We start from the raw sequence: 23,991 nt of genomic DNA on the forward strand, positions 1-23,991 counted from the left end.
TCTGGTTTTAAACCAGACGCGAGGTTTCCTTGGCCGCGCGCACGAAGTCCTTGAACAGGGGATGCGGCGCAAAGGGTTTGGATTTCAGTTCCGGGTGGAACTGCACGCCGATGAACCACGGATGGTCGGACCATTCCACGATTTCCGGCAGGCGGCCATCCGGCGACATGCCGGAGAATTTCAGCCCGCAGGCTTCCAGCTGGTCCTTGTATTTGATGTCCACCTCATAGCGGTGGCGGTGACGTTCCTCGATGTGGGTGCTGCCATAGACTTCGGCCACTTTGGAGCCTTCGGCCAGCGTCGCATCATAGGCGCCCAGACGCATGGTGCCGCCCTTGTCGTCATCGGCCTTGCGGCTGACCTTGTGGTTGCCCTGTACCCATTCCTTGAGGTGGTAGACGACGGGTTCAAACCGTTTCTTGCCTGCCTCGTGGTCGAATTCCTCAGAACCGGCCTCGGTTATCCCGGCCACATTGCGGGCGGCTTCGATTACCGCCATCTGCATGCCGAGGCAGATCCCCAGATAGGGAACATTATGCTCGCGTGCATATTGGGCCGCCTTGATCTTGCCTTCGGTGCCGCGTTCGCCAAATCCGCCGGGTACCAGAATCGCGTGGAACCCCTGCAGATGCGGCGTGGCGTCCTCACGGTCGAACAGTTCGGCGTCGACCCACTCGATCTTGACCTTGACGCGGTTGGCCATGCCGCCGTGGGTCAGGGCCTCGGCGATGGACTTATAAGCGTCTTCCAGCTGGGTGTACTTGCCCACGATGGCGACCTTCACTTCGCCTTCGGGGTTGTAGATGCGGTCGGCCACATCGTCCCAGCGCATCAGATTGGGTTTTGGAGCCGGGGCAATGCCAAAGGCATCCAGAACAGCCTGATCCATGCCTTCGCGGTGGTAGGCCAGCGGCGCCTCGTAGATGGATTTCAGATCCTGCGCGGCGATGACGCTGTCGGGGCGCACGTTGCAAAACAAGGCGAGCTTCTCGCGCTCTTTCTTCGGAATCGGGCCTTCGGAGCGGCAGACCAGAATGTCAGGCGCCAGACCGATGGAGCGCAGTTCCTTCACCGAGTGCTGGGTTGGCTTGGTTTTCAGCTCGCCAGAGGCCTTGATATAGGGCAGCAGGGTCAGATGCATGAAGATACACTGACCGCGCGGTTTGTCCTGGCTGAACTGACGGATTGCTTCGAAGAAGGGCAGGCCTTCGATGTCGCCCACGGTGCCGCCGATCTCACAAAGCATGAAATCGACCTCGTCTTCGCCGATCGAGATGAAGTCTTTGATCTCGTTGGTGACGTGCGGGATCACCTGAATAGTCTTGCCGAGGTAGTCGCCGCGGCGCTCCTTCTCCAGCACGTTGGTGTAGATGCGGCCCGATGAAATCGAGTCGGTCTTGCGCGCCGGTACGCCAGTGAACCGCTCGTAGTGACCAAGGTCGAGGTCGGTTTCTGCGCCATCGTCGGTGACGAAGACCTCGCCATGTTCAAAGGGGCTCATCGTGCCGGGATCGACGTTCAGATACGGATCCAGCTTGCGCAGGCGAACGGAGTAGCCGCGTGCCTGCAACAATGCGCCAAGGGCTGCAGATGCCAGCCCTTTGCCAAGCGATGAAACAACGCCACCAGTGATAAAGATAAATCGCGCCATGAGTGTTCGGCTGCCCCCGTGAGAAGTCAGATTTCAGCTGCCCGACGGCCTGTAAAAACCGCAGCATCACGGGACTTTACGTATAAAGGATTCGCGCAATAAGCGCAAGGGAACCGCAAGATGCTGTTACGGTCCCCGTTTTATTTTCTAGCTGTAGTAGGTTAGTCGGCGCTGGGTACCAGCGGTGCGTTGTCGCCTTCTGCCGGAGGCAGCAGGTCGCTGCCAAGGGGCGCTGCCGGTGCCGTCTCTGCGCCGTCGTCGCCAGCGGGTGCAACGATTCGGTCAGCAACCGAAGAACCTGCGGATTTCTGGGCGGCTAGAACGGTCAGGGTGATCGAGGTGACGATAAAGGCCGCTGCGAGGATCCAGGTCACTTTGCTCAGCGCCGTTGCTGCAGCGCGGCCGGTCATTGCGCCGCCACCGCCACCGCCGCCCATGCCAAGGCCGCCGCCTTCGGACCGTTGCAGCAGAACGACAGCAATCAGGCCCAGAGCCAGAAGAAGATGGATGATCAGTACAACGTTTTCCATGGGTCCCTGCGGCGGTTGGCTCAGTATCGGGCGGTAAATAGGGAAGAATGCAGACAGGGGCAAGGGCCGAGTTGGCCGGGCCGCATTCTGTCGCGCCCGAATGTGTCAAATGAAACAGAACCGGACGCGGGAAGCGCCCTGTTTTCGCGCCCTTCTGCGGAATTTCCGGTATTTGTGACTGGACAGAATTGGCGCCCGGGGGGCACATGTTTGACCATGCCACATGATCATTCTGACCACCCGCATGCTTTGCTGCCGCCCGATCCCGCCCTGCGGGTCAAGGCGCTTGAAACGATTCTGACCCGCAAGGGGCTGATCGACCCGGCGGCACTCGATGAGATCATCGACACCTATCAGACCAAGGTGGGCCCGCAGAATGGTGCCCGCGTGGTCGCCCGCGCCTGGAGCGATCCCGCCTTCAAGGCTGCGCTTCTGGCGGATGCGGACCCGGTGTTGTCCGAACTCGGCTATTATGGTCGTCAGGGAGAACACATGGTGGTGGTCGAAAACACACCCGAGCAACATAATATGGTCGTCTGCACCCTGTGCAGTTGCTATCCGTGGCCGCTTTTGGGAATCCCGCCGGGCTGGTATAAATCTGATGCCTACCGCGCCCGCGCCGTGCGGGCGCCGCGTGCGGTGCTCTCTGAATTTGGCGTGACTCTGCCTGAAGGCACCCGGGTGCGGGTCTGGGATTCCACCGCCGAGGTCCGTTATCTGGTCCTTCCAATGCGTCCCGAGGGCAGTGAAGGACTGGACGAAAATGCGCTTGCTGCGCTTGTGACCCGCGACAGCATGGTGGGCACCGGCCTGCCGAAAACGCCTGGGGCACCCTGATGACCCGACTGCATGATATGGGCGGACGCTTTGGTGACGGGCCGGTACGGCCGGAGGGGCCGAATGCGCCGGTCTTCGCCGCAGAATGGCATGCCCGCGCGCTGGCGGTGACGCTGGCCTGTGGCGCCCTGGGACAATGGAATATCGATACCTCCCGCCATGCCCGCGAAAAACTGGCGCCGCTCGATTACACCCGGTTTTCCTACTATGAAATCTGGCTTGCCGCGCTCGCGGATCTTCTGGTCCAGAAGGGGGTCCTTAGCGAGGATGATCTGGCCGGGCAGGGAGGGGATGGTCCGCACCCCCTGGCCGATCGGAAACTCTCTGCCGACGCCGTGGCCGCGATGCTGGCCAAGGGCGGTCCGGCTACCCGCACCGGCGGGCCGGAGCCGGTTTTCAGCGAAGGCCAGAGCGTGCGCACGCGCCATCCCGGTGGCAGCAGGTTGGTCGATGGCGGCCACACACGGCTGCCTGCCTATGCCACCGGCGCGACGGGCCGCATTCTACGCCTGCAAGGAACCCACGTGCTGCCAGACAGCGCTGCGCACGGTCTGGGTGAGGCGCCGGAGCCACTTTATGCGGTCGTTTTCCCGGCGGGGGAATTGTGGAGCCATCCGGAAGATCCGGCGGATGAGGTGGTTCTGGACCTGTGGCAAAGCTATCTGGAGGCGGTTTGAACATGAACACATGTCGTCCTGGCGATGTCCCCGAACCGGCCTTTGAACAGCCCTGGCACGCGCAGGCCTTTGCGCTGACAGTGCATCTCAATGAAAACGGCCGCTTTACCTGGCCCGAATGGGTTTCGCGCTTCTCGGCGACACTGGCCCGGCACGGGGTGTCGCGCGACCTTAATGGCGGCGATGATTACTTCGCAGCTTGGCTGGAAACCCTCGAGGCGATTCTGGCCGAGGACGGGGCAGCCCCGGCAAGCGAGGTGGAAAGCACCCGCGAAGGCTGGGAAAAGGCCTATCTGGAAACCCCGCATGGGCATCCGGTGGTCCTGCGCGACGCCTGAGCCGGTCTAACCGGCAAGAAACACGCTGCAGGGGGGCGCCTGCGGCGAATTTGCGGTTTTACTGGGCCTGCGGCACCGCTATACCGGCCCGGGTTTGAACCAGACAGCTATAAAGGACCGGATATGGCCAATGTCGTCGTAGTCGGCGCCCAGTGGGGCGACGAGGGAAAAGGCAAGATCGTGGACTGGCTGAGCGAGCGCGCCGATGTGATCGCGCGCTTTCAGGGCGGCCATAACGCCGGCCATACGCTGGTTATCGACAGCAAGGTCTATAAGCTGCACGCGCTGCCCTCTGGCGTTGTGCGCGGTGGCAAGCTGTCGGTGATTGGTAATGGTGTGGTTCTTGATCCCTGGCATTTGATCAAGGAGATCGAAACCGTACGGGAACAGGGCGTCGATATCACGCCCGAGACGCTGATGATCGCCGAAAACACGCCGCTGATCCTGCCGCTGCATGGTGAGTTGGATCGCGCCCGCGAAGAAGCCGCCAGCAAGGGCACCAAGATCGGTACCACCGGTCGTGGCATTGGCCCGGCATACGAAGACAAGGTTGGCCGCCGTGCCATCCGCGTTGCCGACCTGGCAGACGAAGCCACGCTGGAGGCCCGTGTGGACCGCGCGCTGCAGCATCACGATCCGCTGCGTAAGGGGCTTGGCGTCGACCCGATCGACCGCGATGCGTTGATCGCGCAGCTGAAAGAGATCGCTCCCAAGATCCTGCCCTATGCGGCGCCGGTCTGGAAGGTTCTCAACGAAAAGCGCAAGGCCGGAAAGCGGATCCTCTTCGAAGGAGCCCAAGGCGCGCTGCTGGATATCGATTTCGGCACTTATCCTTTCGTGACCTCCTCCAATGTGATTGCAGGTCAGGCGGCCACGGGTGTCGGAATCGGGCCTGGGTCCATCGACTATGTTCTGGGCATCGTCAAAGCCTATACCACCCGCGTGGGGGAAGGCCCGTTCCCGACCGAACTGCTGGGCGCCGATGGCAAACCCGATGCGGATGGTGAACGCCTTGGCACCCGCGGGCATGAATTCGGCACCACTACCGGCCGTCAACGCCGCTGTGGCTGGTTCGATGCCTGTCTGGTGCGCCAGACCTGCGCCACCTCGGGCATCAACGGCATTTCGCTGACCAAGCTGGACGTTCTGGATGGGTTCGAGACGCTGAAGATCTGCACCGGATACGATCTGGATGGAGAACGTCTGGATTACCTGCCGACCGCGGCAGACCAGCAGGCCCGCTGCACGCCGATCTACGAGGAAATGCCCGGCTGGTCCGAATCCACCGAAGGCGCGCGCAGCTGGAATGACCTGCCAGCCAATGCCATCAAGTACGTTAAACGCGTGGAAGAGCTGATCGAATGCCCGGTTGCGCTTCTCTCCACCAGCCCGGAGCGGGACGACACCATTCTGGTGACGGACCCGTTTGCTGACTGATGGCGGATAAACCCCGTCTCAGCTACAAGGCCCGCCGTCGCTGGGCGCTGGTGCTGCTGCTGATTGGCATGCCGCTTTATATCGTCATCGCGGTGACCATCCTCAACCTGCTGAACCGACCGCCGGTGGTGGTTGAACTGCTGGTCTACGCGGTGCTGGGCATCGCCTGGGCGCTGCCGTTCAAGTTCGTGTTCCGGGGTATCGGCCAGGCCGACCCGGATCAGCCGCCGGAAGAATAAATCCTGTCCGGTAAGGGCATATCCAAATGTAAAAAAAGGCGGGCTGTTCGGCCCGCCTTTTCGTTTGGATGGTTCGGGTGGAAACGCCTACCGCGGCAGATTAGCCAACGGCCCGTTTGGCCGGGCGGAAGCCGGTTTCATCGGTTGCGGCAAAGCGGCCGTTTTCGGAGCGCTCGATCTTGCCTTCCCGCAGCAACTGCCCAAAGGAACGCAGCCCGTCTTCGCGATTGAATTCGGCAGCGCCTGCATCGCGCACCTTGTTCATCAGCTGCGGGCGGGAGAAGTGATCGCGGCCTTCGACAAAGCTCATATAAGCGGCTGCAGCCTCCAGCAGATCCTGCAGCTCGACCGCGCCGCGCTCTGCGGCATAGGCCGCGAAATCTGCGGCAGTGGCATCCGAGGCAGAGCCTTCATCCTTCAGCACCGAAATCCGACGCGGGCGCACGGGGCGCGTGGCTTGCGGCGTGCCGCTGGCGTTGTCCTCGGCTGCGGGGGAGGGATCGATGCGCTGCTCCGCCACCAGTTTCAAAGGCGCGGGACGGGACGCATTGCTCCGTTCGCGCGCGCTGCGGCCACCGGTCGGCACCGGCCGACGCGGTTTGACCACGCTGGCCAGGTCCTGGCGGTAGGCGTCTTCACTGTTTTCGCTACCTGCGCTGCCACCGGCAGAGCGATCTGCCTCGGCTGCTGCCACTGCGGCGCGCAGATGGCCGTAGGTTTCGCGCGAAGAGGCGGTTTCCGGCGCGTCGAGTTTGGCATCTGCTGCATCCATCAGCCGCGATACATCGCTGTCGGGGAAATCTGCGGAAGGGGCTGCCGGGCGTTTCTTGGCAGCATCCTCGGCGGCAGCTGGCGCTTCGGCCTCTTCGGTGCTTTTTTCTGCCGTCGCGGTTTCCGCTTTCTGCTCTTCCTGCAGGTCTTCTTCGGTCTCTTGCGAGGCGGCGAGGAGTTCGGCCTCGACTTCTGCCAGCTCGCGCATCAGATCGGCTTCATCCTCGTCCGACAGACTGCTGTCGACGCCAGGGGTTGCGGAGGCAGTGGCGGGCTCGTCCTCGGCGCTGTCGGAAAGGTTTGTCAGGGCACCTGTGGCGACAACCTGTTCAAGATCGGCCCGTTTGACTTTGATAACACGGGCGCGCATCGGACGGCGCGCCTCCTCAGCCGCTTCCGGCTCGGCCTGGTCAAGTTCGGCGGCTGGTTCAGCCTGTTCCGGTTCAGCCTGTGCCTCTGGCTGCGCGGTTTCCTGTTCCGGGGCTGTCTCGGGCGCAGGTTCAGCTTCAACCGCTGCCTCTACAACGGGCTGATCCGCTACGCTGTCCTCGGCTTCGGCGTTGCTTTTGTCCAGCTGGGCCAGAACGCGAGAGATCTCGTCATCCTCCGAAGTGTCTTCGTCGACTTTGGCTTCCTCTGCGGCCGCGTCCTCGGCCAGGGCTTCGGAGATGTCGCTTGCGGCCTCTGACAGGATGCTTTCGGCGTGTTCGTCTTCGGAGAAATCCTCTTGTGGGGTCTGGGACACCACGGCACGGATCCGGCGCAGTTTGGCGGCGATGCTTTCGGCGGCAGCGGCGTCACGCTTCGGCGCTTTCGGCTCTGCGATTTCCGCTTCGGCGCTTTCGTCTTCAGCTGCTTTCGCGGGTTTCGAATCTTCGTCTTCTGCAGCCTCGGCTTCACTGTCATGGGCTGCGGCAGCGGCCGAGATGGCGGCGATCTTGTCCGCGTCAGGAGCCGGGGGCTGTGCCTGCCCTTCCTCGGTTAGGGGGGCGGCATCGCCGTCCGCCTCATCTGTATCCGTTGCGTCCGCGGGTTCTTCTGCGGCCTCGTCGGCAGAAGCTTCGGGCGCCGGGGATTCTTCGATGCTCGGCTCGGCTGCGCTGTTTTCCGTCGGCTCTGACTGTTCGCTGGTCGGAGCGACAGTGTCTTCAACATCTGTTTTCTGTGTATCTCCAACCTGCGCTTCTTCAGTCGGTGCGTCTGAAACCGCAGCCTCTGCAGCGGGCGCGGGCTGTGGCGCTGTGGCGGCGCGCAGATGGATGCCTTCGGTGCTGGTGCGGGCCTCGACCTGACGTGCGATCTCCCGCTGCGCAATACGGGCGAGCATGTCTGCGTCGGGCTGTGGCGGTTCGGCACCGAAATATCGGTCATCAGAGGCCAGGTCACGAAAATACTCTGCAATCGCCTTCATGGTGCCAAAGGAGTCCTCGAACCCTTCCAGCGTGCAGGAGAATGTCCCGTAAGAAACGGTCAAAACTTTGTTATTTTGTACCATAGGGCTGCGCGTCCTCACCAAAGTCGTTGACGTTTACAGTATGGATCAGGTCGTCAAATTCTGCGCGAATCCGTGCAATTGATCGTATCATTTTGTGTTTAGATTGTGGCCTGTTTCCAGATCTGCGAGAAATCCCGGCATGAATAAGCTGATTGTTGATGAGATGACGCCAGTAACCCTGGTTGGTGGCGGTCATCTGGGTCTGGAAGACCTGAATGAGGCGTTGCGCCATGCGCCGGTGCTCGTGGCTGCGGACGGCGGCGCGGGGGCTGCGCTGGAGCAGGGACACGTACCTGAGGCGGTGATCGGGGACTTCGATTCGCTGCCTGAGGCGGTACAAAACCGGTTGCCTGCGGAAAACCTGTTCCATCTTCCTGAGCAGGACACCACCGATTTTGACAAGGCGCTGCGGTCGATCCGGGCGCCGGTGGTGCTGGGGGCGGGGTTTCTTGGGGCGCGCGTCGATCACCAGTTGGCGGCCTTTCACACGCTGATCCAGCCCGGGCGCAGCCCCTGCATTCTGATCGGTGCGACTGAACTGGTATTTCACGTCACCCGGCGTATTGCCCTGCCGATGGCGGCGGGCGATGTGGTGTCGCTGTTCCCGATGCAGCCGGTAACCGGACGCTCCGGTGGGCTGGTCTGGCCGATCGAGGGGCTTCAGATGTGCCCGACCAGCCGCATCGGGACCTCCAACCGCGCCGTGGGGCCGGTCTGGATCGAAGCGGACGGGCCGGGGTTGCTGGGCATCGTGCCGCGCCGATACCTGGAGCCGCTTATGCAGGTGATTGCGTCACCGGGGCCTTGCTAGATTGCGCCGCTTGCCGTGCCACGGCCTGTTCGCGCAGGATTACGTAAAGACCCGCCGCAACGGTGATGGTGATCCCAAGGGCGGCCAGGCCATCCGGCAGTTCGATGAAGATCAGCCAGCCGAACAGGGTGGCCACCGGGATTTCCAGATATTGCATCGGCGCAAGGGTCGCGGCCGGGGCATAGCGCAGGCTCCAGGTCATCAGCAGATGCGCGCCGGTGCCCAGAACCCCGATGCCAAGCATCAGAAAGCTGGTCCACAGATCCGGAACCACGATCTGCAAACCCTCGATCCCCAGCGGATCGCCGATCAGCAGCAGCGGCGCCAGCATAACACAGGCCATCGTGCCGGATACGGCCTGTAGGCTGATCGGATCTGTCTCCTTGGCGATCTGCCGGGTGACCATCATGAACAGGGCAAAGATCACCGCCACCGCCAGCGGCCAGAGGGCGTGCAGGCCAACTTCGGCAAAGCTGGGCTGGATCACCAAGAGGGTGCCGGCAAAGCCGACAACGCAGGCCAGGATGCGGCGCAGGCCGACCTCTTCGAGCAGGATGAACTTGCCGATCAGCAACATGATAAAGGGCATGACAAAGGCAATCGCCACCGCATCCGCCAGCGGCAGGTATTTGAGGGCGGTAAACATCGCGCCGATCCCGCCGATATGCAGCAGGGTACGCAAAAAGGTCAGCCGCAGCACACGCCCGCGCATGCGCCACATGCGGGCGCCCCCCCAGACCAGCGGCATCAGCAGAATCACCTGTGCGGCAAAACGGACAAAAATCAGCTCTCCCAGTGGGATATGCTGGCCAAGCAGTTTGGCCACCGCATCGCCCAGCGGCGCGAGGATGCAAAAGCCAAGCATCAGAAGGATGCCGAGAAGGGGACGATCTTGGGTCATGAAACGCACGCTAGGCGGGCGTCCCGGGAAGGGCAAGACAGGTAATCCCGCCTGATCAGCAATTTGGCACGTTTACGGCCAGCCCCCCAAGCGATGTTTCCTTGTATTTTTCATTCATGTCGGCGCCGGTCTGCCGCATGGTTTCGATCACCGCATCAAGCGGCACAAAGTGATGCCCGTCACCGCGCAGGGCCAGCGATGCAGCAGAGACCGCCTTGATCGCGCCCAGACCGTTGCGTTCGATACAAGGCACCTGCACCAGACCTTTGACGGGATCGCAGGTCATGCCCAGGTGGTGTTCCAGCGCGATCTCGGCGGCGTTTTCGACCTGTTCGGGGTTGCCGCCCATCACGGCGCAAAGACCGGCAGCCGCCATCGCGGCAGCGGAGCCCACTTCGGCTTGGCAGCCCGCTTCGGCGCCCGAGATGGAGGCGTTGAATTTCACCAGCCCGCCGATTGCGGCTGCGGTCAGCAGGAAATCCTCGATATTGCGCTCGGATGCGCCAGGGACGTGATCGAGGTAATAGCGCATGACGGCCGGCAGCACCCCGGCTGCGCCATTGGTGGGGGCGGTCACCACCTGTCCGCCGGCGGCGTTCTCTTCGTTGACGGCAATCGCGTAGACGCTGATCCAGTCGTTGATCGTATGCGGCGCAGTCAGGTTCATGCCGCGCTCGGCCATCAGCGCCTCGTGGATCCCCTTGGCGCGGCGGCGGATGCTGAGACCACCGGGTAGGATGCCGTCGCGCTCCAGTCCGCGATTGATGCAATCGTTCATCACCTGCCACAGCCGCGCGGTGCCCTCTTTCAGGCTGATCTCACTGCAGCGGGAGACCTCGTTTGCGCGTTTCATTGCGGCGATGCTTTTGCCGCTCTGCTTGGCCATTTCCAGCATCTCTGCGGCTGATTTGAACGGGTAGGGCACCGGCGCGCCTTCGTCCGTCGCCTTGCCTGCCGCCAGTTCTTCCTCGGTCAGGACAAAGCCACCGCCGACAGAGTAGAACACCTGCTGCAGGATCACGTCGCCCTGCGCATCGGTGCCCATCAGGATCATTCCGTTGGCGTGGCCTTCAAGCGTGTGATCGTAGTCGAAGATCAGGTCGGTCTTCGGATCGTAGGCCAGCGTGCCCAGCCCCTCGGGGCTGACCTGACCGGTCTCGCGGATCTGGGCCAGCGCGGTTTCGGCCTTTTCGTCGTCGTAGGTGTCGGGGCGGAACCCGGCGAGGCCCAGGGTGGTGGCGCGGTCACTGGCGTGGCCGACACCGGTAAAAGCCAGCGATCCATGCAGCGAGGCGCGCAGCCCGTGAAAATCAAAGGGCGAGGCGCGCATCTGGTCAAGGAACCGCGCCGCTGCCACCATCGGGCCCATGGTGTGCGAGGACGAGGGGCCGATGCCCACTTTGAACATATCAAAAACGGAGAGGAACATTCAGGTAGCCGATCCTTCTGGGGGATTTGCGTAAACAGGGGCGGTGAAGGGCGCAGGACCCAGACCTTCGGCGGTCTGGGCGGCAGCCGTGGCAGGACGCTGCTCAAGGCGGTGCAGCATGGCAGAGAGGCGCGGATAATCGGCCAGATCGAACCAGCTGCGATCCCGGCTCATAGGGTACAGCGCCATCCAGCGCATCAGGCAGGCGAGATAGAGGTCCAGTATCGACGGATCCTCTGCCGCCAACCAGATGCCGCCGTCGCTGGTTGCGCGCTCCAGCGTGGTCAGATGCGTGGTGAGGCGGGCGGTCAGATGACGGTGCAACGTATCCTGCTGCGCCAGATCATCGCCGATGTATTTCTGCGGGTAGAATAACATGCGCAGGTCAGCATGCAGGGTGTTGGACAGAAAGAACAACCACTTCAGCGTCCATCCCCGGTCCGGACTATCCGCCATCGGCAGCAACGCAGCGTGGCGGTCGGCCAGCCACAACAGGATCGCGCCGGTCTCAAATAGGGTGCCAGCAGGCGTTTCCAGTACCGGGATCAGCCCCTGCGGGTTGAGGCTGCGATAGGCCGGGCTGTCCAGCGCGCCGCCCCGGCGGTCGATCAAAACCGTCTCATAGGGTTGCTGCATCTCTTCCAGCGCCAGGCGGATCACCAGCGAGGCGTTGTCGGGGGCATAGTGAAGGCGGTAGCTGGGCGTCATGGGGCAACCTTAGAAATACTCGTCACAGGGGTAACGTCCGTTTCCGGCGTTTCCAATAGGAAACACGCCAAAGGCTCCGCAGCCGCCAAGGATACATGGCAAAAGCCGTGGAATTGTTTCTCGCCCTTCCGGGGGACATTCTTTATAAGGCCATCAAACCCTTATCACGGAGCCGTTACTATGGCCGGAGAACTGTCACCCATCGACAAGGCAAAATTCGTTGCCGCGAAACGGGCTGCCGATCTGGTTGAAGATGGCATGCGCGTGGGGCTGGGAACCGGATCCACCGCCGCCTGGCTGGTGCGCTGCCTTGGTGAGATGGTTCGCGAACAGGGGCTGAATTTCACGGCGGTGCCGACCTCGACCCGCACGGCGGAGCTGGCACGTGAAATGGGCATCCGGGTGATTTCGCTGGATGAGGCCAAGTGGCTCGACCTGACCATCGACGGCGCTGATGAATTTGACGCCGACCTCAACCTGATCAAGGGCGGCGGCGGTGCGCTGTTGCAGGAGAAGATCGTCGCGACCGCATCCGATCAAATGGTTGTTATCGCCGATGCCGGAAAAGAGGTGGAAACACTGGGGGCTTTCCCGCTTCCGGCAGAGGTGATTCCCTTCGGCTGGCAGACCACTCAGGCGTTGATCGAGGAAACCCTTGTTTCTATGGATGTTCTGGGGCGTACAGCGACGCTGCGGATGAATGGTGATGCGCCGTTTGTGACGGATGAAGGCAACTATATTCTGGACCTGCATCTGAAGCGGATCGGCAATTGCCGACAGCTTGCCATGGTGCTGAACCAGATTCCTGGTGTGGTTGAAAACGGGCTCTTTATCGATATTTGTGACACCGTCATCATCGGCTATGGCGATGGTGAGGTTGAAACACGCGATATCAATGAAGGAACCGTGGAGAAGGACAGGCTCGACTTTGTCGAGACCGACAACCTGTTCACGGATCTGGCGGACTGAAAAGGCTGAAATTCCATGAGTTTTGATTATGATCTCTTTGTCATTGGCGGTGGCTCCGGCGGCGTACGCGCGGCACGTGTGGCGGCTGGCGGTGGTGCCAAGGTCGCCCTGGCCGAGGAAGACCGCTATGGCGGGACCTGCGTGATCCGTGGCTGTGTGCCCAAGAAACTAATGGTTTTTGCCAGCGAATACTCTGGTATGGTCGAGGATGCACAGGCCTATGGCTGGGACATTCAGCCCGGCGCCTTCAACTGGGATGCCTTCAAGGGCAAGCTGGAAGCGGAGCTGGACCGGCTCGAAGGGATCTACCGCAATCTTCTGAAAAACAGCGGTGTCGAAAGCTTTGATGCGCGCGCAAAACTGGTCGACGCCCATACGGTGGAGCTGTCCGACGGGACCCGCAAAAGCGCCAAGCACATCCTGATCGCCACCGGTGGCCGCCCCATCGTGCCGGAATTCCCGGGCAGCGATCTGGCGATCACCTCAAACGATATCTTCCATCTCGACAAGCTGCCCGAGAGCATCCTGATTGTCGGCGGCGGCTATATCGCCTGCGAATTTGCCGGCATCATGAACGGGCTGGGCGTGAAAACCACGCAATACTACCGCGGTGCGCAGATCCTGCGCGGCTTCGACGATGAGGCGCGCGGTCTGGTCTCCGATGAAATGTGCCAGGCTGGGATCAACCTGCATCTGGGCACCAATGTGATCGAGATGGCCCGCGAGGGCGACAAGATCCGCGTCAAGGCCACCAATGGCGACGAGGCGCTGTTCGATCAGGTGATGTATGCCACCGGTCGTGCGCCCAATGCCGATGATCTGGGGCTCGAAGGTCTTGGCATCGAACGCGGCCGCAAGGGCGAGATTCTGGTCGATGAGTACAGCCAAACCGGGGTGCCGTCTGTCTATGCGATCGGCGATGTGACCGACCGGGTCAACCTGACGCCGGTGGCGATCCGCGAAGGCATGGCCTTTGTCGAAACCGTGTTCAACGGTAACCCGACCAGCCCGGATCACGAGCTGATCCCGACGGCAATCTTTACCCAGCCTGAAATGGGCACCGTGGGTCTGAGCGAGGAAGACGCAGCCAAGCAGGAGCCGATCGAGGTCTATGCGACATCGTTCAAGCCGATGCAGCAGGCCTTTGCCGGGCGCGCCCAGCGGGTGCTGATGAAACTGGTCGTCAGCCAGGCCACTCGCAAGGTGCTGGGATGCCATATCGTCGCACCCGGCGCAGGCGAGATGATCCAGCTGGCAGGCATTGCGGTCAAGATGGGCGCGACAAAAGAAGACTTTGACCGGACCGTGGCGGTACACCCGACCATGTCCGAAGAGCTTGTGACGATGAAGACTCCGGTCCGGACCGCTTGAATTATCGGTTTCGGACCACAGGTTAGGTCGCAGGAAAACATGTGCCGCAACCATGCGGCAGCAAAGGGATAGGAGACACATGGCGGGAAATAGCGGTGGTCCCTGGGGGGGCGGAGGCTCTTCCGGTGGCGGTGGAGGCAACCGGGGCGATAACAACGGCGGTGGCGGCGGCGGTGGCCGTCGCCCCGAGGATCCTCAGATTCCCGAAATCGACGAGCTGCTCAAGAAGGGCCAGGAGCAATTCCGGGTCCTGATGGGCGGCCGGGGTGGTGATGGCTCCGGCGGTGGTGGTCGCGGTGGTTCCGGCGGCGGTGCGCCGCTGTTCACCAAAGGCACCGTAGCCATTGGCGCGATTGCCGCTGCGGTTCTGTGGGGCATGGCCAGCTTCTATTCGGTCAAGACCGAAGAACGCTCTGTCGAACTGTTCCTTGGTGAATACTGGGATACCGGCCAGCCCGGTCTGAACTTTGCCCCCTGGCCGCTGGTCACCTACGAGGTGATCCCGGTTCTGGTCGAGCAGACCGAGAACATCGGCGCAGGTTCGCGCGGGGTTGATGCCGGGCTGATGCTGACGGGCGATGAGAATATCATCGACGTCGATTTCCAGGTCGTCTGGAACATCAACGAGCCGGACAAGTACCTGTTCAACCTGCGCGATCCGCGGGCCACGATTCAGGCTGTCGCCGAATCCGCTATGCGGGAAATCATTGCCCAGTCCGAACTGGCACCGATCCTCAACCGGGACCGGGGTGTGATTACCTCGCGGCTTGAGGAGCTGATCCAGTCGACGCTGGACAGCTACGACAGCGGCGTGAATATCGTCCGGGTCAACTTTGATGGTGCCGATCCGCCAGAGCCTGTGAAGGATGCCTTCCGCGAAGTGCAGTCCGCCGGTCAGGAACGTGACCGTCTGGAAAAACAAGCGGATGCATATGCCAACCGGAAACTGGCCTCCGCACGGGGTCAATCCGCACAGACGCTGGAAGAGGCCGAAGCCTATCGTGCTCAGGTGGTCAACCAGGCCAGCGGTGAAGCCAGCCGCTTCTCGGCGGTTCTTGCCGAATATGAAAAGGCGCCTGAGGTGACCCGCAAGCGTCTGTATCTGGAGACCATGGAAGAGGTGCTGGGCAACGTGGACAAAGTCATCATCGACTCGTCCGTCGGCGAAGGCGGCCAGGGCGTGGTGCCTTATCTGCCGCTTAACGAGTTGCGCCGGACGGAGGGCAAGTGATGAAAAAGACTACGTTTATCCTCCCCATTCTGGTGATCGCCGTTGTCGCGGCCCTGTCCGCTGTCTTCATCGTGGACGAACGCGAAAAGGCACTGGTGCTGCGCTTTGGCCGTGTGGTCGCGGTACAGGAACAGCCCGGTCTGGCCTTCAAGGTGCCGCTGATCGACGAAGTTGTCACCTATGATGACCGGATCCTCAGCCTTGAGGTTGGCCCGCTGGAAGTCACCCCCGAGGATGACCGCCGTCTGGTGGTCGATGCCTTTGCCCGCTACCGGATCACCGATCTGCGTCAATTCCGTGAAGCGGTGGGTGCCTCCGGCATTCCGGGCGCAGAAAACCGTCTGGACAAGATCATGCGCGCTCAGACGCGTGAGGTGCTGGGCTCCGTCAGCTCGAACGACATCCTGTCTTCGGACCGGGCTGCCCTGATGCTGCGCATCCGCAACGGTGCGATCAGCGAGGCCAGCGGTTTCGGGATTGAGGTGATCGACGTGCGTCTGAAGCGTACCGACCTGCCGCAGGCGAACCTCGATGCTACCTTTGCGCGGATGCGCGCCGAGCGTGAGCGAGAGGCCGCCGACGAGATCGCCCGCGGTGAGGAAGCCGCCCAGCGAGTGCGTGCGCAAGCGGACCGGACCGAGGTCGAATTGGTGTCCGAAGCTGAACGCGAAGCCGAAGTCATTCGCGGTGAAGCGGATGCGGAGCGCAACGCGATCTTCGCCGAAGCCTATGGCCGCGATCCGGAGTTCTTCGAGTTCTACCGTAGCCTCACCGCCTATGCGCGGTCGATGCAGGACGGCAATTCCTCGATGGTTCTGTCGCCGGACAGCGAGTTCTTCAACTACCTGAAATCCTCGACCGGTGGAGTTTCGACGCGATAACGCGCTGGTTTCACAGGGTTTCGAAGAGTTTCTAAAATAAAGGGGGCCGACATTTCGTCGGCCCCTTTTCATTTGCTCTGCGTGGCTTGCGTCGCGTTGGAGGGGCAGTCGGGCTGTCGTCCGCTGCCGGTGTCTCCCCAGTCTTGGTCTGGCGGGAAAAAGGCGGGAAAAGGCAGGGGGTGCAGGGAACACCCTGAGCTGCACCAAACCTGCAATTTTGTTCAAAACCTTGTGATGATCGCCACGCCGGGCATCCTGGTGGATTCTTGGTGCCCTTTAAGTGACGGATTAAATGGGGGAAAATGGCGTGCTCCGGTTCTCTACCGCTTTCACTTTGCCTCGAAGACGTGCAACATTCATTGCAGCGAGGGAGAGAGTCCCTACATTAATCCCATCCTGTACTTCTGCCGATCACGCGTGGAACCGCAGGCAGAGGTCAGGAGGAGAAACCGGAATGGCGATGACAAGGAGTAGTGCCGTGCAAGCACAGGCAATTTCTTATTCGGATGCGCAGGACAGGACAGGGGCGCCATGGCGGCTTCTGATGCTCGCCCTGATCAGCAGCATCATGGTACTGGCCCAGGTCCTGATGGCCCAGGCCCGCCCCGAAAGCCTGGCACCGCTGGCGGAAAAAGTCAGCCCTGCTGTAGTCAACATCACCACCACGACCGTGATCGAAGGCCGGTCTGGTCCACAGGGGATCGTCCCCGAAGGCTCTCCCTTCGAAGATTTTTTCCGCGAGTTTCAGGACCGCAACGGAAACAATGGCGGCAATGACCGTCCGCGCCGCTCATCGGCGCTGGGTTCCGGCTTCGTGATTTCCGAAGACGGCTATATCGTCACCAACAACCACGTGATCGAATCCGCCGACGAGATCGAGATCGAATTCTTCCCGGGCGACGGCCAGCCTGCGCAGCCGCTCCCGGCCAAGGTGGTCGGGACCGACCCCAACACCGATATCGCCCTGCTGAAGGTCGATGCGCCGATGCCGCTGAAATTCGTGACCTTTGGCGACAGCGACACCGCCCGTGTCGGCGACTGGGTGATTGCCATGGGCAACCCGCTGGGGCAGGGGTTCTCCCTGTCGGCCGGTATCGTCTCCGCTCGTAACCGGGAGCTTTCGGGTTCTTATGACGACTACATTCAGACGGACGCAGCCATCAACCGGGGCAACTCGGGCGGGCCGCTGTTCAACATGGATGGTTCGGTTGTCGGCGTGAACACCGCGATCCTGTCGCCCAATGGTGGTTCCATCGGGATCGGCTTCTCGATGGCGTCGAACGTGGTCAGCAAGGTGGTCAAACAGCTGAAGGAATTCGGTGAGACCCGCCGTGGCTGGCTGGGCGTGCGGATTCAGGACGTGACCAGTGACGTGGCCGAGGCGATGGGCATGGACAACGCCAAGGGCGCTCTGGTCACAGACGTGCCCGAAGGTCCGGCACAAGAGGCCGGCATGCTGGCGGGGGATGTCATCCTCAGCTTTGACGGCAACGATGTCGAAGACACCCGCAGCCTGGTGCGCACCGTAGGTAACACAGAAGTCGGCAAGACCGTGCGCGTGATCGTCTACCGCGAAGGCAAGACAGAGACGCTCAAGGTTACTCTGGGCCGCCGTGAAGATGCCGAGCGCAAGGCTGGGCCTGCCGGTGGTGACGATACTCCGCAGGAGCAGACCGAGAAGCAGCTTCTGGGTCTGTCGGTTGGCGTTCTGAACGACCAGCTACGTGGTGAGCTGAATGTCCCCGAAGGCACCAATGGTCTGGTGATCCTGTCGGTCGACGAAACCTCGGAAGCCTGGGAGAAGGGGCTGCGCGCAGGTGATGTGATCACCGAAGCCGGGCAGCAGAAACTCTCTGGCATCAGCGATCTGGAGGCCCGTATCGACGAGGCCAAGGAAGCGGGCCGCAAGTCGCTCCTGCTGCTGGTCCGCCGCAACGGTGAGCCGCGTTTCGTGGCGCTCAATCTGGCGGAATAATCCACGGACCTGTCGCCGGGCGCGGCGCAGGACTTCGTGCAAAAGGCCGGGCATTGTCCCGGCCTTTTCTATTTGGGGCCGGAGGCGGGTGGCGCCACGCTGGGCTCTGGGCTCTGGGCTCTGGGCTCTGGGCTCTGGGCGCGAATAGAAAAGAGCCATGTGCTGGCGGGCACATGGCTCTTGTAGGTACAGGCTGGCATTGGGATGGAACGGTAAATGCCTGCCCTTGAAATGACCTTCGCAGATCAGCGGTCCCGGCTCTGTGACCCAGTTCACACCAATGTCAGAAAATGTGTTTTTGGGTCGTTTGGCTCAGATCAGTTCCGGTTCCGCCAGCAGGCCGAGGGCCGTGCGATCGAGGATCTGCAGGGCGCCGCGGTTGATTTCGATGATGCCGCTGCGTTTCCAGTTCGACAGTGTTTTCGACACCGCCTCGCGGGTGGCGCCGACGAATTCGGCAAGCTCACTTTGCGACAGTCCCAGTCGCCCGTCGCCGCTGTCCGGGGTAAGGTACAGCAATTTGCGGGCCAGCCGGACCGGCATCGGCAGAAACACCTGTTCGTTCAGCTGTGCATTCATCCAGCGCATGCGCTGCCCCGCCAGTCGCAACAGGTCCCCGGCCAGTTCGGGATGTTGCTGGATCTGAGCCAGCACATCCCGGTTGCGCAGTCGCCGGATACGGCTGGGCTCGCTGGCGGTGACTGTCGCGGTGCGAGCGCCCGGATCAAATAGGGCAATCTCTCCGAACACCGCTCCGGGGCGCATCAGATCGAGCGTCAGCTTGCGCCCGGCGATGGACAGGATCGAGAACTCCAGGGCGCCTTCGATGATGGCATAAAGCGCATCGCCGGTATCGCCTTGTTCGAACAGAACTTCGCCTTGGGACAGCCGGATGTCACTGGCCTGGCTTTCCAGCATCTGCCGCAGCGGCGCCGAGGCCCCGGAAAGGAACCCTGTGTCCGGCAGGCGGTCATGTCGCATCGTGTCATCTCCGCAGAGGTTTGCCCGGGATGCCGTTGTCCGGCGCCGGTACGGTCTTTTGCGCCAGACACTATCAGAGGCGGGGCGGGCGGGGAACTGCTGTTGCGCTTACGATTTCGGGATCGCGATCAGGCCTAGACGGCGGGCGCTGTCCAGCGACAGGATGTGGCTCTCAAGGCCGTGTCGCTGCTGATAGCGCAGGATCGCCTGCCGCGTGGGCCGGTCCAGCTTGCCGGTAACGCTGCCCTTGTAGTGCCCCCGCACGGCCAAGGCGCGCTGTAGCGAGGCGATGAAGTCCGGCGTCATGTCGACGGGGCAGGTGATCTGCAGCCAGCTTTCGGTGCGCGGGCGCACGATGTCCTGCCGGGTTTCGGTGCGGAAGACAGCGGGCTGAACAATCCGGCCATCGGCGTCGCGCTGTTCCGGCTCGGCCAAAACCTGGACAGTTACCGTTTCGATGATGGCGGGGCTGACGTGGCGGTCCCAGCAACTGCCCGGCGCCGCGCCGGGCGGGGCAGCAGGTCGGGAGCGCGCATCGGCGCCGGTGCCGGGAGCACTGGCCGGTGTACAGGCGCTGAGCGCTGCGAATGTCAGAAGGATGACCAAGGACCGGAACAGGGGCTGCCGCAGCAACCCTGCCAGATGTCTTGTCTGGGGCGGCATCGACGGGCGTTTCAGCTGTCGTATCTGGAGCCTCGGCAAGGGGGCGCTGATCATATGCTCGGACCTCTGAGGGTCTGCAGGCAGACCGGCGGGTTTTGCCGCAGGTTAGTCCATTTTCTGCACTGGCGCAAAGGCCGGATCCTCGCTGCGTCCCTGACGGCTCAGCAGGATGTCCAGCATGCCCGAGATATCCTCGATCCCTTCGGCAATCACATGGGTGACACCGTCGCCGCGTTGCAGGCGGCCGGTGATCCGCAGAAGCCGCCCGGAAATGACGGCGCGGCGGTAGGCCTCGTATACCTTGCGCCAGACGATGACATTCACCACCCCGGTTTCATCCTCCAGCGTGATGAAGATCACCCCTTTGGCGGTGCCGGGGCGCTGGCGCAGGATCACCAGCCCGGCCACCGTGACGCGGGCCTGTTGCGGCACCCGCTCCAGCTCGGCAGCCCTGAGGCAGGCAGGCGGGCGAGGCCATCCGGGGGCGGTGCGGCTTTTCTGTGGTGGGGTGGGTGTCATCGTGACGCTTTGGTGGTTTGAAAGTTAAGAACAAAAATAGAACATATGCCGTCAAAGTCCACCCCTGGCCCGGGTCAGGGCAGATTGCACTGGTGCAGCGGCGGGGCCTTGGATAAACAGGCGGGAAGGACCGAGAAGGGGAAGAAACGACCATGGCAAAGATTACCTATGTCGAGCACAACGGCACCGAGCATGTTGTGGAAGTGGCCAACGGGCTGACCGTGATGGAAGGCGCGCGGGATAACAATATTCCGGGGATCGAAGCCGACTGCGGCGGCGCCTGTGCCTGCTCCACCTGCCACGTCTATGTCGATCCTGCCTGGGTCGAGAAGCTGCCCGCCAAGGATGACATGGAAGAGGACATGCTGGATTTCGCCTTTGAGCCCGATCCCGCGCGCTCCCGTCTGACCTGTCAGCTGAAGGTGACGGATGCTCTGGACGGTCTCGTTGTAAAGATGCCCGAAAAGCAGATCTGATGACTTTGCCGGGGGCAGGAGCGCGGCGTCTGCCGTCACGATCCTGGCCCCGCACCATCCGCCGCGCGGGGCAGGTGTTATGCATGTGGCTCCTGTGCGGGGGAGTTTTTGGCAGCGGTTCGGCCACTGCGCAAATGGGAAAAAATGACATCGGTCATTGGTACCCGAGCGGAAGCAAGATCCTGTCCGCCGAGTATACCGGCCCGACCACACGCTATGCCCATGGCGTTCTGGGGGACGCGGTGGAGTGGTCCGGCCTCTTCCTGACATTTGCAGGGCCGAATGGCACCACGATGCGTGTCGAGATCGAACTACCCAAGGATCACGTGTTCGAAGATCTGCAGCCCCGTCTGGTGGATCTGTCCCTGGATGGCCGTGCCGATGCCGTCATGGTCGTGGAAACGGATATGGCGCGGGGGGCGGCGCTGGCGCTTTATGGCGCTGGTGGGAAGATCGCGGAGACGCCACACATCGGGCAAAGCAACCGCTGGCTGGCCCCTATCGGCGCTGCAGATCTGGATGGCGATGGCCATGTGGAGCTTGCCTATATCGACCGACCGCATCTGGCCAAGACACTGCGCATCTGGCGCTATGACGGCAGGACGCTGACCGAGGTTGCAAGCCTGCCGGGGCTGACCAATCACCGGATCGGGCAGGATTTCATCACCTCCGGCATTCGCAGCTGTGAAAACGGCCCCGAGATTGTGACCGCCGATGCCAGCTGGTCCCGCATCATGGCCTCCCGCCTGACCGTCGCGGGGATCAAGACCCGCGACATTGGCCCCTTTTCCGGGACGCAGTCGGTTGAGGATGCCCTGACCTGCGAATAAGGCGGCATGCCCGCCGAGCTGCGGCGCCGGGCGCAAGGGCTAAAAGCATTCCGTGAATGCGCCTCAGCGGGAGGGAGGGCGACGATGCATCCTCAAAGCAGACCTCTCAGACAGGGCGACGAAATGTCAGCGAGGTTGGCCGGTCATAGCCGGGATGCGCTGTGGCGCCGACCTGCACAAATCCCAGCCGCGAAAAGGCCTGATGGTTTTCCACCAACTCCACGCGGGTTTGTAGCTCCACGGCGGGCAGGCCCAGTTCCCTTGCCCGCTGGGCGGCGTGATCCACTAGAATGCGCGCCAGACCGGCGCTGCGGCTGCTTTCCTCCACCGCCAGTTTTCCAAGATACAGACAGTCCGGTTTCGGGGTCAGGAACACGCAGGCCAAGGGCGGCGTGCCAAGGATCCAGATCTCGCCGCGTCGGCATTGTTCCTGCAGCGCCTCTACCGTCAGACGCCGCATCGAGGAGGGCGGATCGATGCGCCCCTCCATGAAGGCAAAGCTGCGCCGGATCAGGTCGAGAACCGCCGACAGACGTGGATCCGATGCGGCTAGGCGCTCCGGTGTCAGCCGTGAGGAAACGCCAGTCACGGGCTGTTGCCGCCCACCACGTGATCGCCGCCGATATCCCCGAGCGAGGAGAACAGGCTGGCGGTATTGTTGGCTCCAACCTTTTTCAGAAGCCGCGCCCGGTGCACCTCGACCGTGCGATAGCTGAGCGTCAGGATCCGGGCGATCTCCTTGCTGGTCTTGCCTTCACGCAGCAGGGAATAGACTTCGCGTTCGCGCCGGGTGAGGGGTTGATAGGGGCGCACGCCCGACAGGTCGGCAAAGCTCCAAACCGCGCGGCCCAGCGGCTCATCCGGGGTAAAGGTATGGCCCCGCACCCGCACCCAGAACAGATCCCCGGTCTTGCGTTTCATCACCCGCTCGTCCCAGTAGGGATTGCCCTGTCCAAGGCTCTTGTCACCGCGGTTGCGCAGGTTCTGGAACTCTTCGTCCGACGGATAGAGAAAGGAAAAAAGCTGGTCCAGCAGCTCTTCGCGGGCATAACCAAACATGTCGCAGAACCGTTGATTGCATTCCCGCAGCACGCGGTTTTCCGTCACCACGATGCCGACAGGGGAATATTCAAAGGCAAGTTGTGCCAGATCGCGGTCGGCATAGAGCCTGTCCAGCGTGGCGGGATCCGGGTGTTTGTCCATTGTGCATTGTGCCTCCCAGGCTTGACCCAAGTTAGTAACCTACCGCAAAGCCGCTGAAAACACTTATAGACAGCGCAAAAGCCGCAGGGCGGGCCGGGCAATGGGCGCGCTTTCAGGTCAGGATATAGTTCTGCGGTGTCATCGGCGCGGGTGGGGTTTGCTCCAGATGGTCGCAAAGAGAAATTTCGGCCGTCCGGCACACCGCATCCAGCGGCAGGCCGTTCACGGTTTCGCCGAACGGATGCGACAATTCCTCGGTCACCTCGGCAAGGCCGAAGAACACATAGGCCACGATGGCGACAAAGACGGGGGTCATCCAGCCGGTGCTTTCCAGCAGCGCAAAGGGGATCAGCAGGCAGTAGAGATAGGTGGTCCGGAACACTAGCAGCGAGTAGACATAGGGCAACGGCGTCGCGGCGATCCGTTCGCATCCGGCCTGGGCCAGGGTGATCGAGGACAGGCGCTCTGACAGCGCCTTGCGGGCAAACCCGTCAGGCGCGGATGTTGCGGCCAATGTCGTCATCCGGTTCATCACGGCGCAGGGCGGATGCGGCGCTTGCGAGAAATCCTCACCGGCCCATGCGTTTGCCTGGGTGAAATCCGATGATTTGCGCAGATTGATCCGGTGCAGGTGGATGAACCCCAGCGCCAGTCGCAACAGTTGCTGCCGATCTTCGCGCTGCGGCAGGAACAGCTCCGCATCGCGGCCAAGCGCCCTCAGATCGGCAAGCAGCTGCCCCCAGAGGCAGCGCCCCTCCCACCAGCGTTCATAGGCGGCGTTGTTGCGAAAACCGAGAAACAGCGACAGGGCCACGCCGAAGACCGCAAAGGGCGCGGCGTTGGTGTGGGGTAGTGGAAGAATATTTCCGTCCAGCCAGACCACCACAGCGGCCAGTGCGGAGACCGCAAGAATGCGCGGCAGTATGCGGGGCAGGACAGAGCCACGCACCGCAAACAACAACGCCACAATGCCAGGCTTTTCGCGCAGGATCATCGGCAGGGTCCTTCAACAAAAGTGGGAGTGGTCAACTGAGGGCTGCCCCGGACCAGGTCGGCAGCCCCCGGAAA

The 23,991-nt window shown here is 62.2% G+C and carries 25 protein-coding genes; 13 read left to right on the forward strand and 12 right to left on the reverse strand.

Translation table 11 applies throughout. The features are described 5' to 3' along the window. Nucleotides 1-7 precede the first annotated feature (7 nt). Together C6W91_RS11655 and secG are read right to left on the reverse strand one after the other, a co-directional pair. On the reverse strand, nucleotides 8-1,651 hold the full coding sequence (locus C6W91_RS11655; RefSeq protein ID WP_065270874.1) for a CTP synthase: 1,644 nt from the start codon (nucleotides 1,649-1,651) through the stop codon (nucleotides 8-10). A gap of 161 nt (nucleotides 1,652-1,812) precedes the next feature. Continuing rightward, nucleotides 1,813-2,181: a preprotein translocase subunit SecG gene (gene secG, locus C6W91_RS11660; RefSeq protein WP_065270873.1), complete on the reverse strand. Its 369-nt coding sequence runs from the start codon at nucleotides 2,179-2,181 to the stop codon at nucleotides 1,813-1,815. A gap of 216 nt (nucleotides 2,182-2,397) precedes the next feature. Between secG and nthA the strand changes: the two genes are divergently transcribed. From nthA to C6W91_RS11685, 5 genes are all read left to right on the forward strand, one after another. Continuing rightward, entirely contained in the window at nucleotides 2,398-3,018 is a 621-nt protein-coding gene (nthA, locus tag C6W91_RS11665) for a nitrile hydratase subunit alpha (protein ID WP_370570852.1), read from the forward strand. Then, nucleotides 3,018-3,695: a nitrile hydratase subunit beta gene (nthB, locus tag C6W91_RS11670; RefSeq protein ID WP_368946972.1), complete on the forward strand. Its 678-nt coding sequence runs from the start codon at nucleotides 3,018-3,020 to the stop codon at nucleotides 3,693-3,695. Before nthA ends, nthB begins: the two co-directional genes overlap by 1 nt. A 2-nt stretch (nucleotides 3,696-3,697) precedes the next feature. Beyond that, complete coding sequence (locus C6W91_RS11675) at nucleotides 3,698-4,033, forward strand: nitrile hydratase accessory protein (RefSeq protein ID WP_370570853.1); 336 nt, start codon at nucleotides 3,698-3,700, stop codon at nucleotides 4,031-4,033. A gap of 123 nt (nucleotides 4,034-4,156) precedes the next feature. Continuing rightward, nucleotides 4,157-5,470, forward strand: a complete 1,314-nt coding sequence (locus tag C6W91_RS11680; RefSeq protein ID WP_065270870.1) for an adenylosuccinate synthase — start codon at nucleotides 4,157-4,159, stop codon at nucleotides 5,468-5,470. Further along, nucleotides 5,470-5,709, forward strand: a complete 240-nt coding sequence (locus C6W91_RS11685; protein ID WP_065270869.1) for a DUF2842 domain-containing protein — start codon at nucleotides 5,470-5,472, stop codon at nucleotides 5,707-5,709. The genes C6W91_RS11680 and C6W91_RS11685 overlap by 1 nt, the downstream gene beginning before the upstream one ends. A gap of 100 nt (nucleotides 5,710-5,809) precedes the next feature. Here the strand turns inward: C6W91_RS11685 and C6W91_RS11690 are convergent, their stop codons facing one another. Then, nucleotides 5,810-7,975 (reverse strand): chemotaxis protein CheA, encoded by a 2,166-nt coding sequence (locus tag C6W91_RS11690; protein WP_370570854.1) that lies wholly within the window; start codon nucleotides 7,973-7,975, stop codon nucleotides 5,810-5,812. Nucleotides 7,976-8,114: 139 nt separating this feature from the next. Between C6W91_RS11690 and C6W91_RS11695 the strand changes: the two genes are divergently transcribed. Further along, entirely contained in the window at nucleotides 8,115-8,786 is a 672-nt protein-coding gene (locus tag C6W91_RS11695) for a thiamine diphosphokinase (protein ID WP_370570855.1), read from the forward strand. Here C6W91_RS11695 and C6W91_RS11700 read toward each other — a convergent pair. Genes C6W91_RS11700 through C6W91_RS11710 form a run of 3 tightly spaced genes read right to left on the reverse strand, consistent with a single transcriptional unit; the run spans nucleotide 8,752 to nucleotide 11,824 of the window. After that, nucleotides 8,752-9,687 (reverse strand): DMT family transporter, encoded by a 936-nt coding sequence (locus tag C6W91_RS11700; RefSeq protein ID WP_065270866.1) that lies wholly within the window; start codon nucleotides 9,685-9,687, stop codon nucleotides 8,752-8,754. The two genes, C6W91_RS11695 and C6W91_RS11700, sit on opposite strands and share 35 nt — an antisense overlap. Nucleotides 9,688-9,742: 55 nt before the next feature. After that, nucleotides 9,743-11,116, reverse strand: coding sequence for an L-serine ammonia-lyase (locus C6W91_RS11705; protein ID WP_369001399.1), 1,374 nt, complete (start codon nucleotides 11,114-11,116; stop codon nucleotides 9,743-9,745). Continuing rightward, on the reverse strand, nucleotides 11,117-11,824 hold the full coding sequence (locus C6W91_RS11710) for a glutathione S-transferase family protein (protein ID WP_370570857.1): 708 nt from the start codon (nucleotides 11,822-11,824) through the stop codon (nucleotides 11,117-11,119). A 180-nt stretch (nucleotides 11,825-12,004) separates the two neighbouring features. Between C6W91_RS11710 and rpiA the strand changes: the two genes are divergently transcribed. The 5 genes from rpiA to C6W91_RS11735 all read left to right on the forward strand — a co-directional run bounded on the left by rpiA (nucleotide 12,005) and on the right by C6W91_RS11735 (nucleotide 18,251). Further along, nucleotides 12,005-12,793: a ribose-5-phosphate isomerase RpiA gene (gene rpiA / locus C6W91_RS11715; RefSeq protein WP_274828289.1), complete on the forward strand. Its 789-nt coding sequence runs from the start codon at nucleotides 12,005-12,007 to the stop codon at nucleotides 12,791-12,793. Nucleotides 12,794-12,808: 15 nt separating this feature from the next. Further along, the gene (gene gor / locus C6W91_RS11720; RefSeq protein ID WP_274828290.1) at nucleotides 12,809-14,164 is read left to right on the forward strand and encodes a glutathione-disulfide reductase; all 1,356 of its coding nucleotides are present in this window, start codon (nucleotides 12,809-12,811) and stop codon (nucleotides 14,162-14,164) included. Nucleotides 14,165-14,243: 79 nt separating this feature from the next. Then, on the forward strand, nucleotides 14,244-15,395 hold the full coding sequence (gene hflK, locus C6W91_RS11725) for an FtsH protease activity modulator HflK (protein ID WP_065270861.1): 1,152 nt from the start codon (nucleotides 14,244-14,246) through the stop codon (nucleotides 15,393-15,395). Next, on the forward strand, nucleotides 15,395-16,276 hold the full coding sequence (hflC, locus tag C6W91_RS11730) for a protease modulator HflC (RefSeq protein ID WP_065270860.1): 882 nt from the start codon (nucleotides 15,395-15,397) through the stop codon (nucleotides 16,274-16,276). The genes hflK and hflC overlap by 1 nt, the downstream gene beginning before the upstream one ends. 544 nt (nucleotides 16,277-16,820) lie before the next feature. After that, the gene (locus tag C6W91_RS11735) at nucleotides 16,821-18,251 is read left to right on the forward strand and encodes a Do family serine endopeptidase (protein WP_274838369.1); all 1,431 of its coding nucleotides are present in this window, start codon (nucleotides 16,821-16,823) and stop codon (nucleotides 18,249-18,251) included. 312 nt (nucleotides 18,252-18,563) lie between these two features. On the opposite strand, the gene C6W91_RS11740 is transcribed toward C6W91_RS11735, so the two are convergent. From C6W91_RS11740 to C6W91_RS11750, 3 genes are all read right to left on the reverse strand, one after another. Further along, on the reverse strand, nucleotides 18,564-19,232 hold the full coding sequence (locus tag C6W91_RS11740) for a Crp/Fnr family transcriptional regulator (RefSeq protein WP_065270858.1): 669 nt from the start codon (nucleotides 19,230-19,232) through the stop codon (nucleotides 18,564-18,566). A gap of 108 nt (nucleotides 19,233-19,340) precedes the next feature. Next, nucleotides 19,341-19,949 carry a peptidoglycan-binding domain-containing protein gene (locus tag C6W91_RS11745; RefSeq protein ID WP_274839021.1) on the reverse strand — a complete coding sequence of 203 codons (609 nt, stop codon included), beginning with the start codon at nucleotides 19,947-19,949 and terminating at the stop codon, nucleotides 19,341-19,343. 51 nt (nucleotides 19,950-20,000) lie between these two features. Beyond that, the gene (locus C6W91_RS11750; RefSeq protein ID WP_274838301.1) at nucleotides 20,001-20,414 is read right to left on the reverse strand and encodes an OB-fold nucleic acid binding domain-containing protein; all 414 of its coding nucleotides are present in this window, start codon (nucleotides 20,412-20,414) and stop codon (nucleotides 20,001-20,003) included. Between the two features lie 152 nt (nucleotides 20,415-20,566). Between C6W91_RS11750 and C6W91_RS11755 the strand changes: the two genes are divergently transcribed. Both C6W91_RS11755 and C6W91_RS11760 read left to right on the forward strand, forming a co-directional pair. Beyond that, entirely contained in the window at nucleotides 20,567-20,890 is a 324-nt protein-coding gene (locus C6W91_RS11755; protein ID WP_274835986.1) for a 2Fe-2S iron-sulfur cluster-binding protein, read from the forward strand. A gap of 134 nt (nucleotides 20,891-21,024) precedes the next feature. Then, complete coding sequence (locus tag C6W91_RS11760) at nucleotides 21,025-21,720, forward strand: VCBS repeat-containing protein (protein WP_274838300.1); 696 nt, start codon at nucleotides 21,025-21,027, stop codon at nucleotides 21,718-21,720. 106 nt (nucleotides 21,721-21,826) lie between these two features. Here the strand turns inward: C6W91_RS11760 and C6W91_RS11765 are convergent, their stop codons facing one another. The 3 genes from C6W91_RS11765 to C6W91_RS11775 form a co-directional block, all read right to left on the reverse strand. Next, nucleotides 21,827-22,309 carry a GNAT family N-acetyltransferase gene (locus tag C6W91_RS11765; RefSeq protein WP_370570859.1) on the reverse strand — a complete coding sequence of 161 codons (483 nt, stop codon included), beginning with the start codon at nucleotides 22,307-22,309 and terminating at the stop codon, nucleotides 21,827-21,829. Further along, nucleotides 22,306-22,923 (reverse strand): LuxR C-terminal-related transcriptional regulator, encoded by a 618-nt coding sequence (locus tag C6W91_RS11770; RefSeq protein ID WP_065270854.1) that lies wholly within the window; start codon nucleotides 22,921-22,923, stop codon nucleotides 22,306-22,308. The genes C6W91_RS11765 and C6W91_RS11770 overlap by 4 nt, the downstream gene beginning before the upstream one ends. Nucleotides 22,924-23,035: 112 nt before the next feature. After that, a complete protein-coding gene (locus tag C6W91_RS11775) occupies nucleotides 23,036-23,917 on the reverse strand; it encodes a bestrophin family protein (protein ID WP_274838298.1) in 882 nt (293 codons plus the stop codon). Between the last annotated feature and the right edge of the window lie 74 nt (nucleotides 23,918-23,991).

It is taken from the genome of Phaeobacter sp. SYSU ZJ3003 (assembly GCF_041300735.1).
Classification (GTDB): domain Bacteria; phylum Pseudomonadota; class Alphaproteobacteria; order Rhodobacterales; family Rhodobacteraceae; genus Phycobacter; species Phycobacter gallaeciensis_A.

Excerpts from the sequence above, each read along its gene's own strand:
- C6W91_RS11655 (WP_065270874.1), bottom strand. The coding sequence starts at position 1,651 with ATGGCGCGATTTATCTTTATCACTGGTGGCGTTGTTTCATCGCTTGGC.
- secG (WP_065270873.1), bottom strand. The coding sequence starts at position 2,181 with ATGGAAAACGTTGTACTGATCATCCATCTTCTTCTGGCTCTGGGCCTG.
- nthA (WP_370570852.1), top strand. The coding sequence starts at position 2,398 with ATGCCACATGATCATTCTGACCACCCGCATGCTTTGCTGCCGCCCGAT.
- nthB (WP_368946972.1), top strand. The coding sequence starts at position 3,018 with ATGACCCGACTGCATGATATGGGCGGACGCTTTGGTGACGGGCCGGTA.
- C6W91_RS11675 (WP_370570853.1), top strand. The coding sequence starts at position 3,698 with ATGAACACATGTCGTCCTGGCGATGTCCCCGAACCGGCCTTTGAACAG.
- C6W91_RS11680 (WP_065270870.1), top strand. The coding sequence starts at position 4,157 with ATGGCCAATGTCGTCGTAGTCGGCGCCCAGTGGGGCGACGAGGGAAAA.
- C6W91_RS11685 (WP_065270869.1), top strand. The coding sequence starts at position 5,470 with ATGGCGGATAAACCCCGTCTCAGCTACAAGGCCCGCCGTCGCTGGGCG.
- C6W91_RS11690 (WP_370570854.1), bottom strand. The coding sequence starts at position 7,975 with ATGGTACAAAATAACAAAGTTTTGACCGTTTCTTACGGGACATTCTCC.
- C6W91_RS11695 (WP_370570855.1), top strand. The coding sequence starts at position 8,115 with ATGAATAAGCTGATTGTTGATGAGATGACGCCAGTAACCCTGGTTGGT.
- C6W91_RS11700 (WP_065270866.1), bottom strand. The coding sequence starts at position 9,687 with ATGACCCAAGATCGTCCCCTTCTCGGCATCCTTCTGATGCTTGGCTTT.
- C6W91_RS11705 (WP_369001399.1), bottom strand. The coding sequence starts at position 11,116 with ATGTTCCTCTCCGTTTTTGATATGTTCAAAGTGGGCATCGGCCCCTCG.
- C6W91_RS11710 (WP_370570857.1), bottom strand. The coding sequence starts at position 11,824 with ATGACGCCCAGCTACCGCCTTCACTATGCCCCCGACAACGCCTCGCTG.
- rpiA (WP_274828289.1), top strand. The coding sequence starts at position 12,005 with ATGGCCGGAGAACTGTCACCCATCGACAAGGCAAAATTCGTTGCCGCG.
- gor (WP_274828290.1), top strand. The coding sequence starts at position 12,809 with ATGAGTTTTGATTATGATCTCTTTGTCATTGGCGGTGGCTCCGGCGGC.
- hflK (WP_065270861.1), top strand. The coding sequence starts at position 14,244 with ATGGCGGGAAATAGCGGTGGTCCCTGGGGGGGCGGAGGCTCTTCCGGT.
- hflC (WP_065270860.1), top strand. The coding sequence starts at position 15,395 with ATGAAAAAGACTACGTTTATCCTCCCCATTCTGGTGATCGCCGTTGTC.
- C6W91_RS11735 (WP_274838369.1), top strand. The coding sequence starts at position 16,821 with ATGCTCGCCCTGATCAGCAGCATCATGGTACTGGCCCAGGTCCTGATG.
- C6W91_RS11740 (WP_065270858.1), bottom strand. The coding sequence starts at position 19,232 with ATGCGACATGACCGCCTGCCGGACACAGGGTTCCTTTCCGGGGCCTCG.
- C6W91_RS11745 (WP_274839021.1), bottom strand. The coding sequence starts at position 19,949 with ATGATCAGCGCCCCCTTGCCGAGGCTCCAGATACGACAGCTGAAACGC.
- C6W91_RS11750 (WP_274838301.1), bottom strand. The coding sequence starts at position 20,414 with ATGACACCCACCCCACCACAGAAAAGCCGCACCGCCCCCGGATGGCCT.
- C6W91_RS11755 (WP_274835986.1), top strand. The coding sequence starts at position 20,567 with ATGGCAAAGATTACCTATGTCGAGCACAACGGCACCGAGCATGTTGTG.
- C6W91_RS11760 (WP_274838300.1), top strand. The coding sequence starts at position 21,025 with ATGGGAAAAAATGACATCGGTCATTGGTACCCGAGCGGAAGCAAGATC.
- C6W91_RS11770 (WP_065270854.1), bottom strand. The coding sequence starts at position 22,923 with ATGGACAAACACCCGGATCCCGCCACGCTGGACAGGCTCTATGCCGAC.
- C6W91_RS11775 (WP_274838298.1), bottom strand. The coding sequence starts at position 23,917 with ATGATCCTGCGCGAAAAGCCTGGCATTGTGGCGTTGTTGTTTGCGGTG.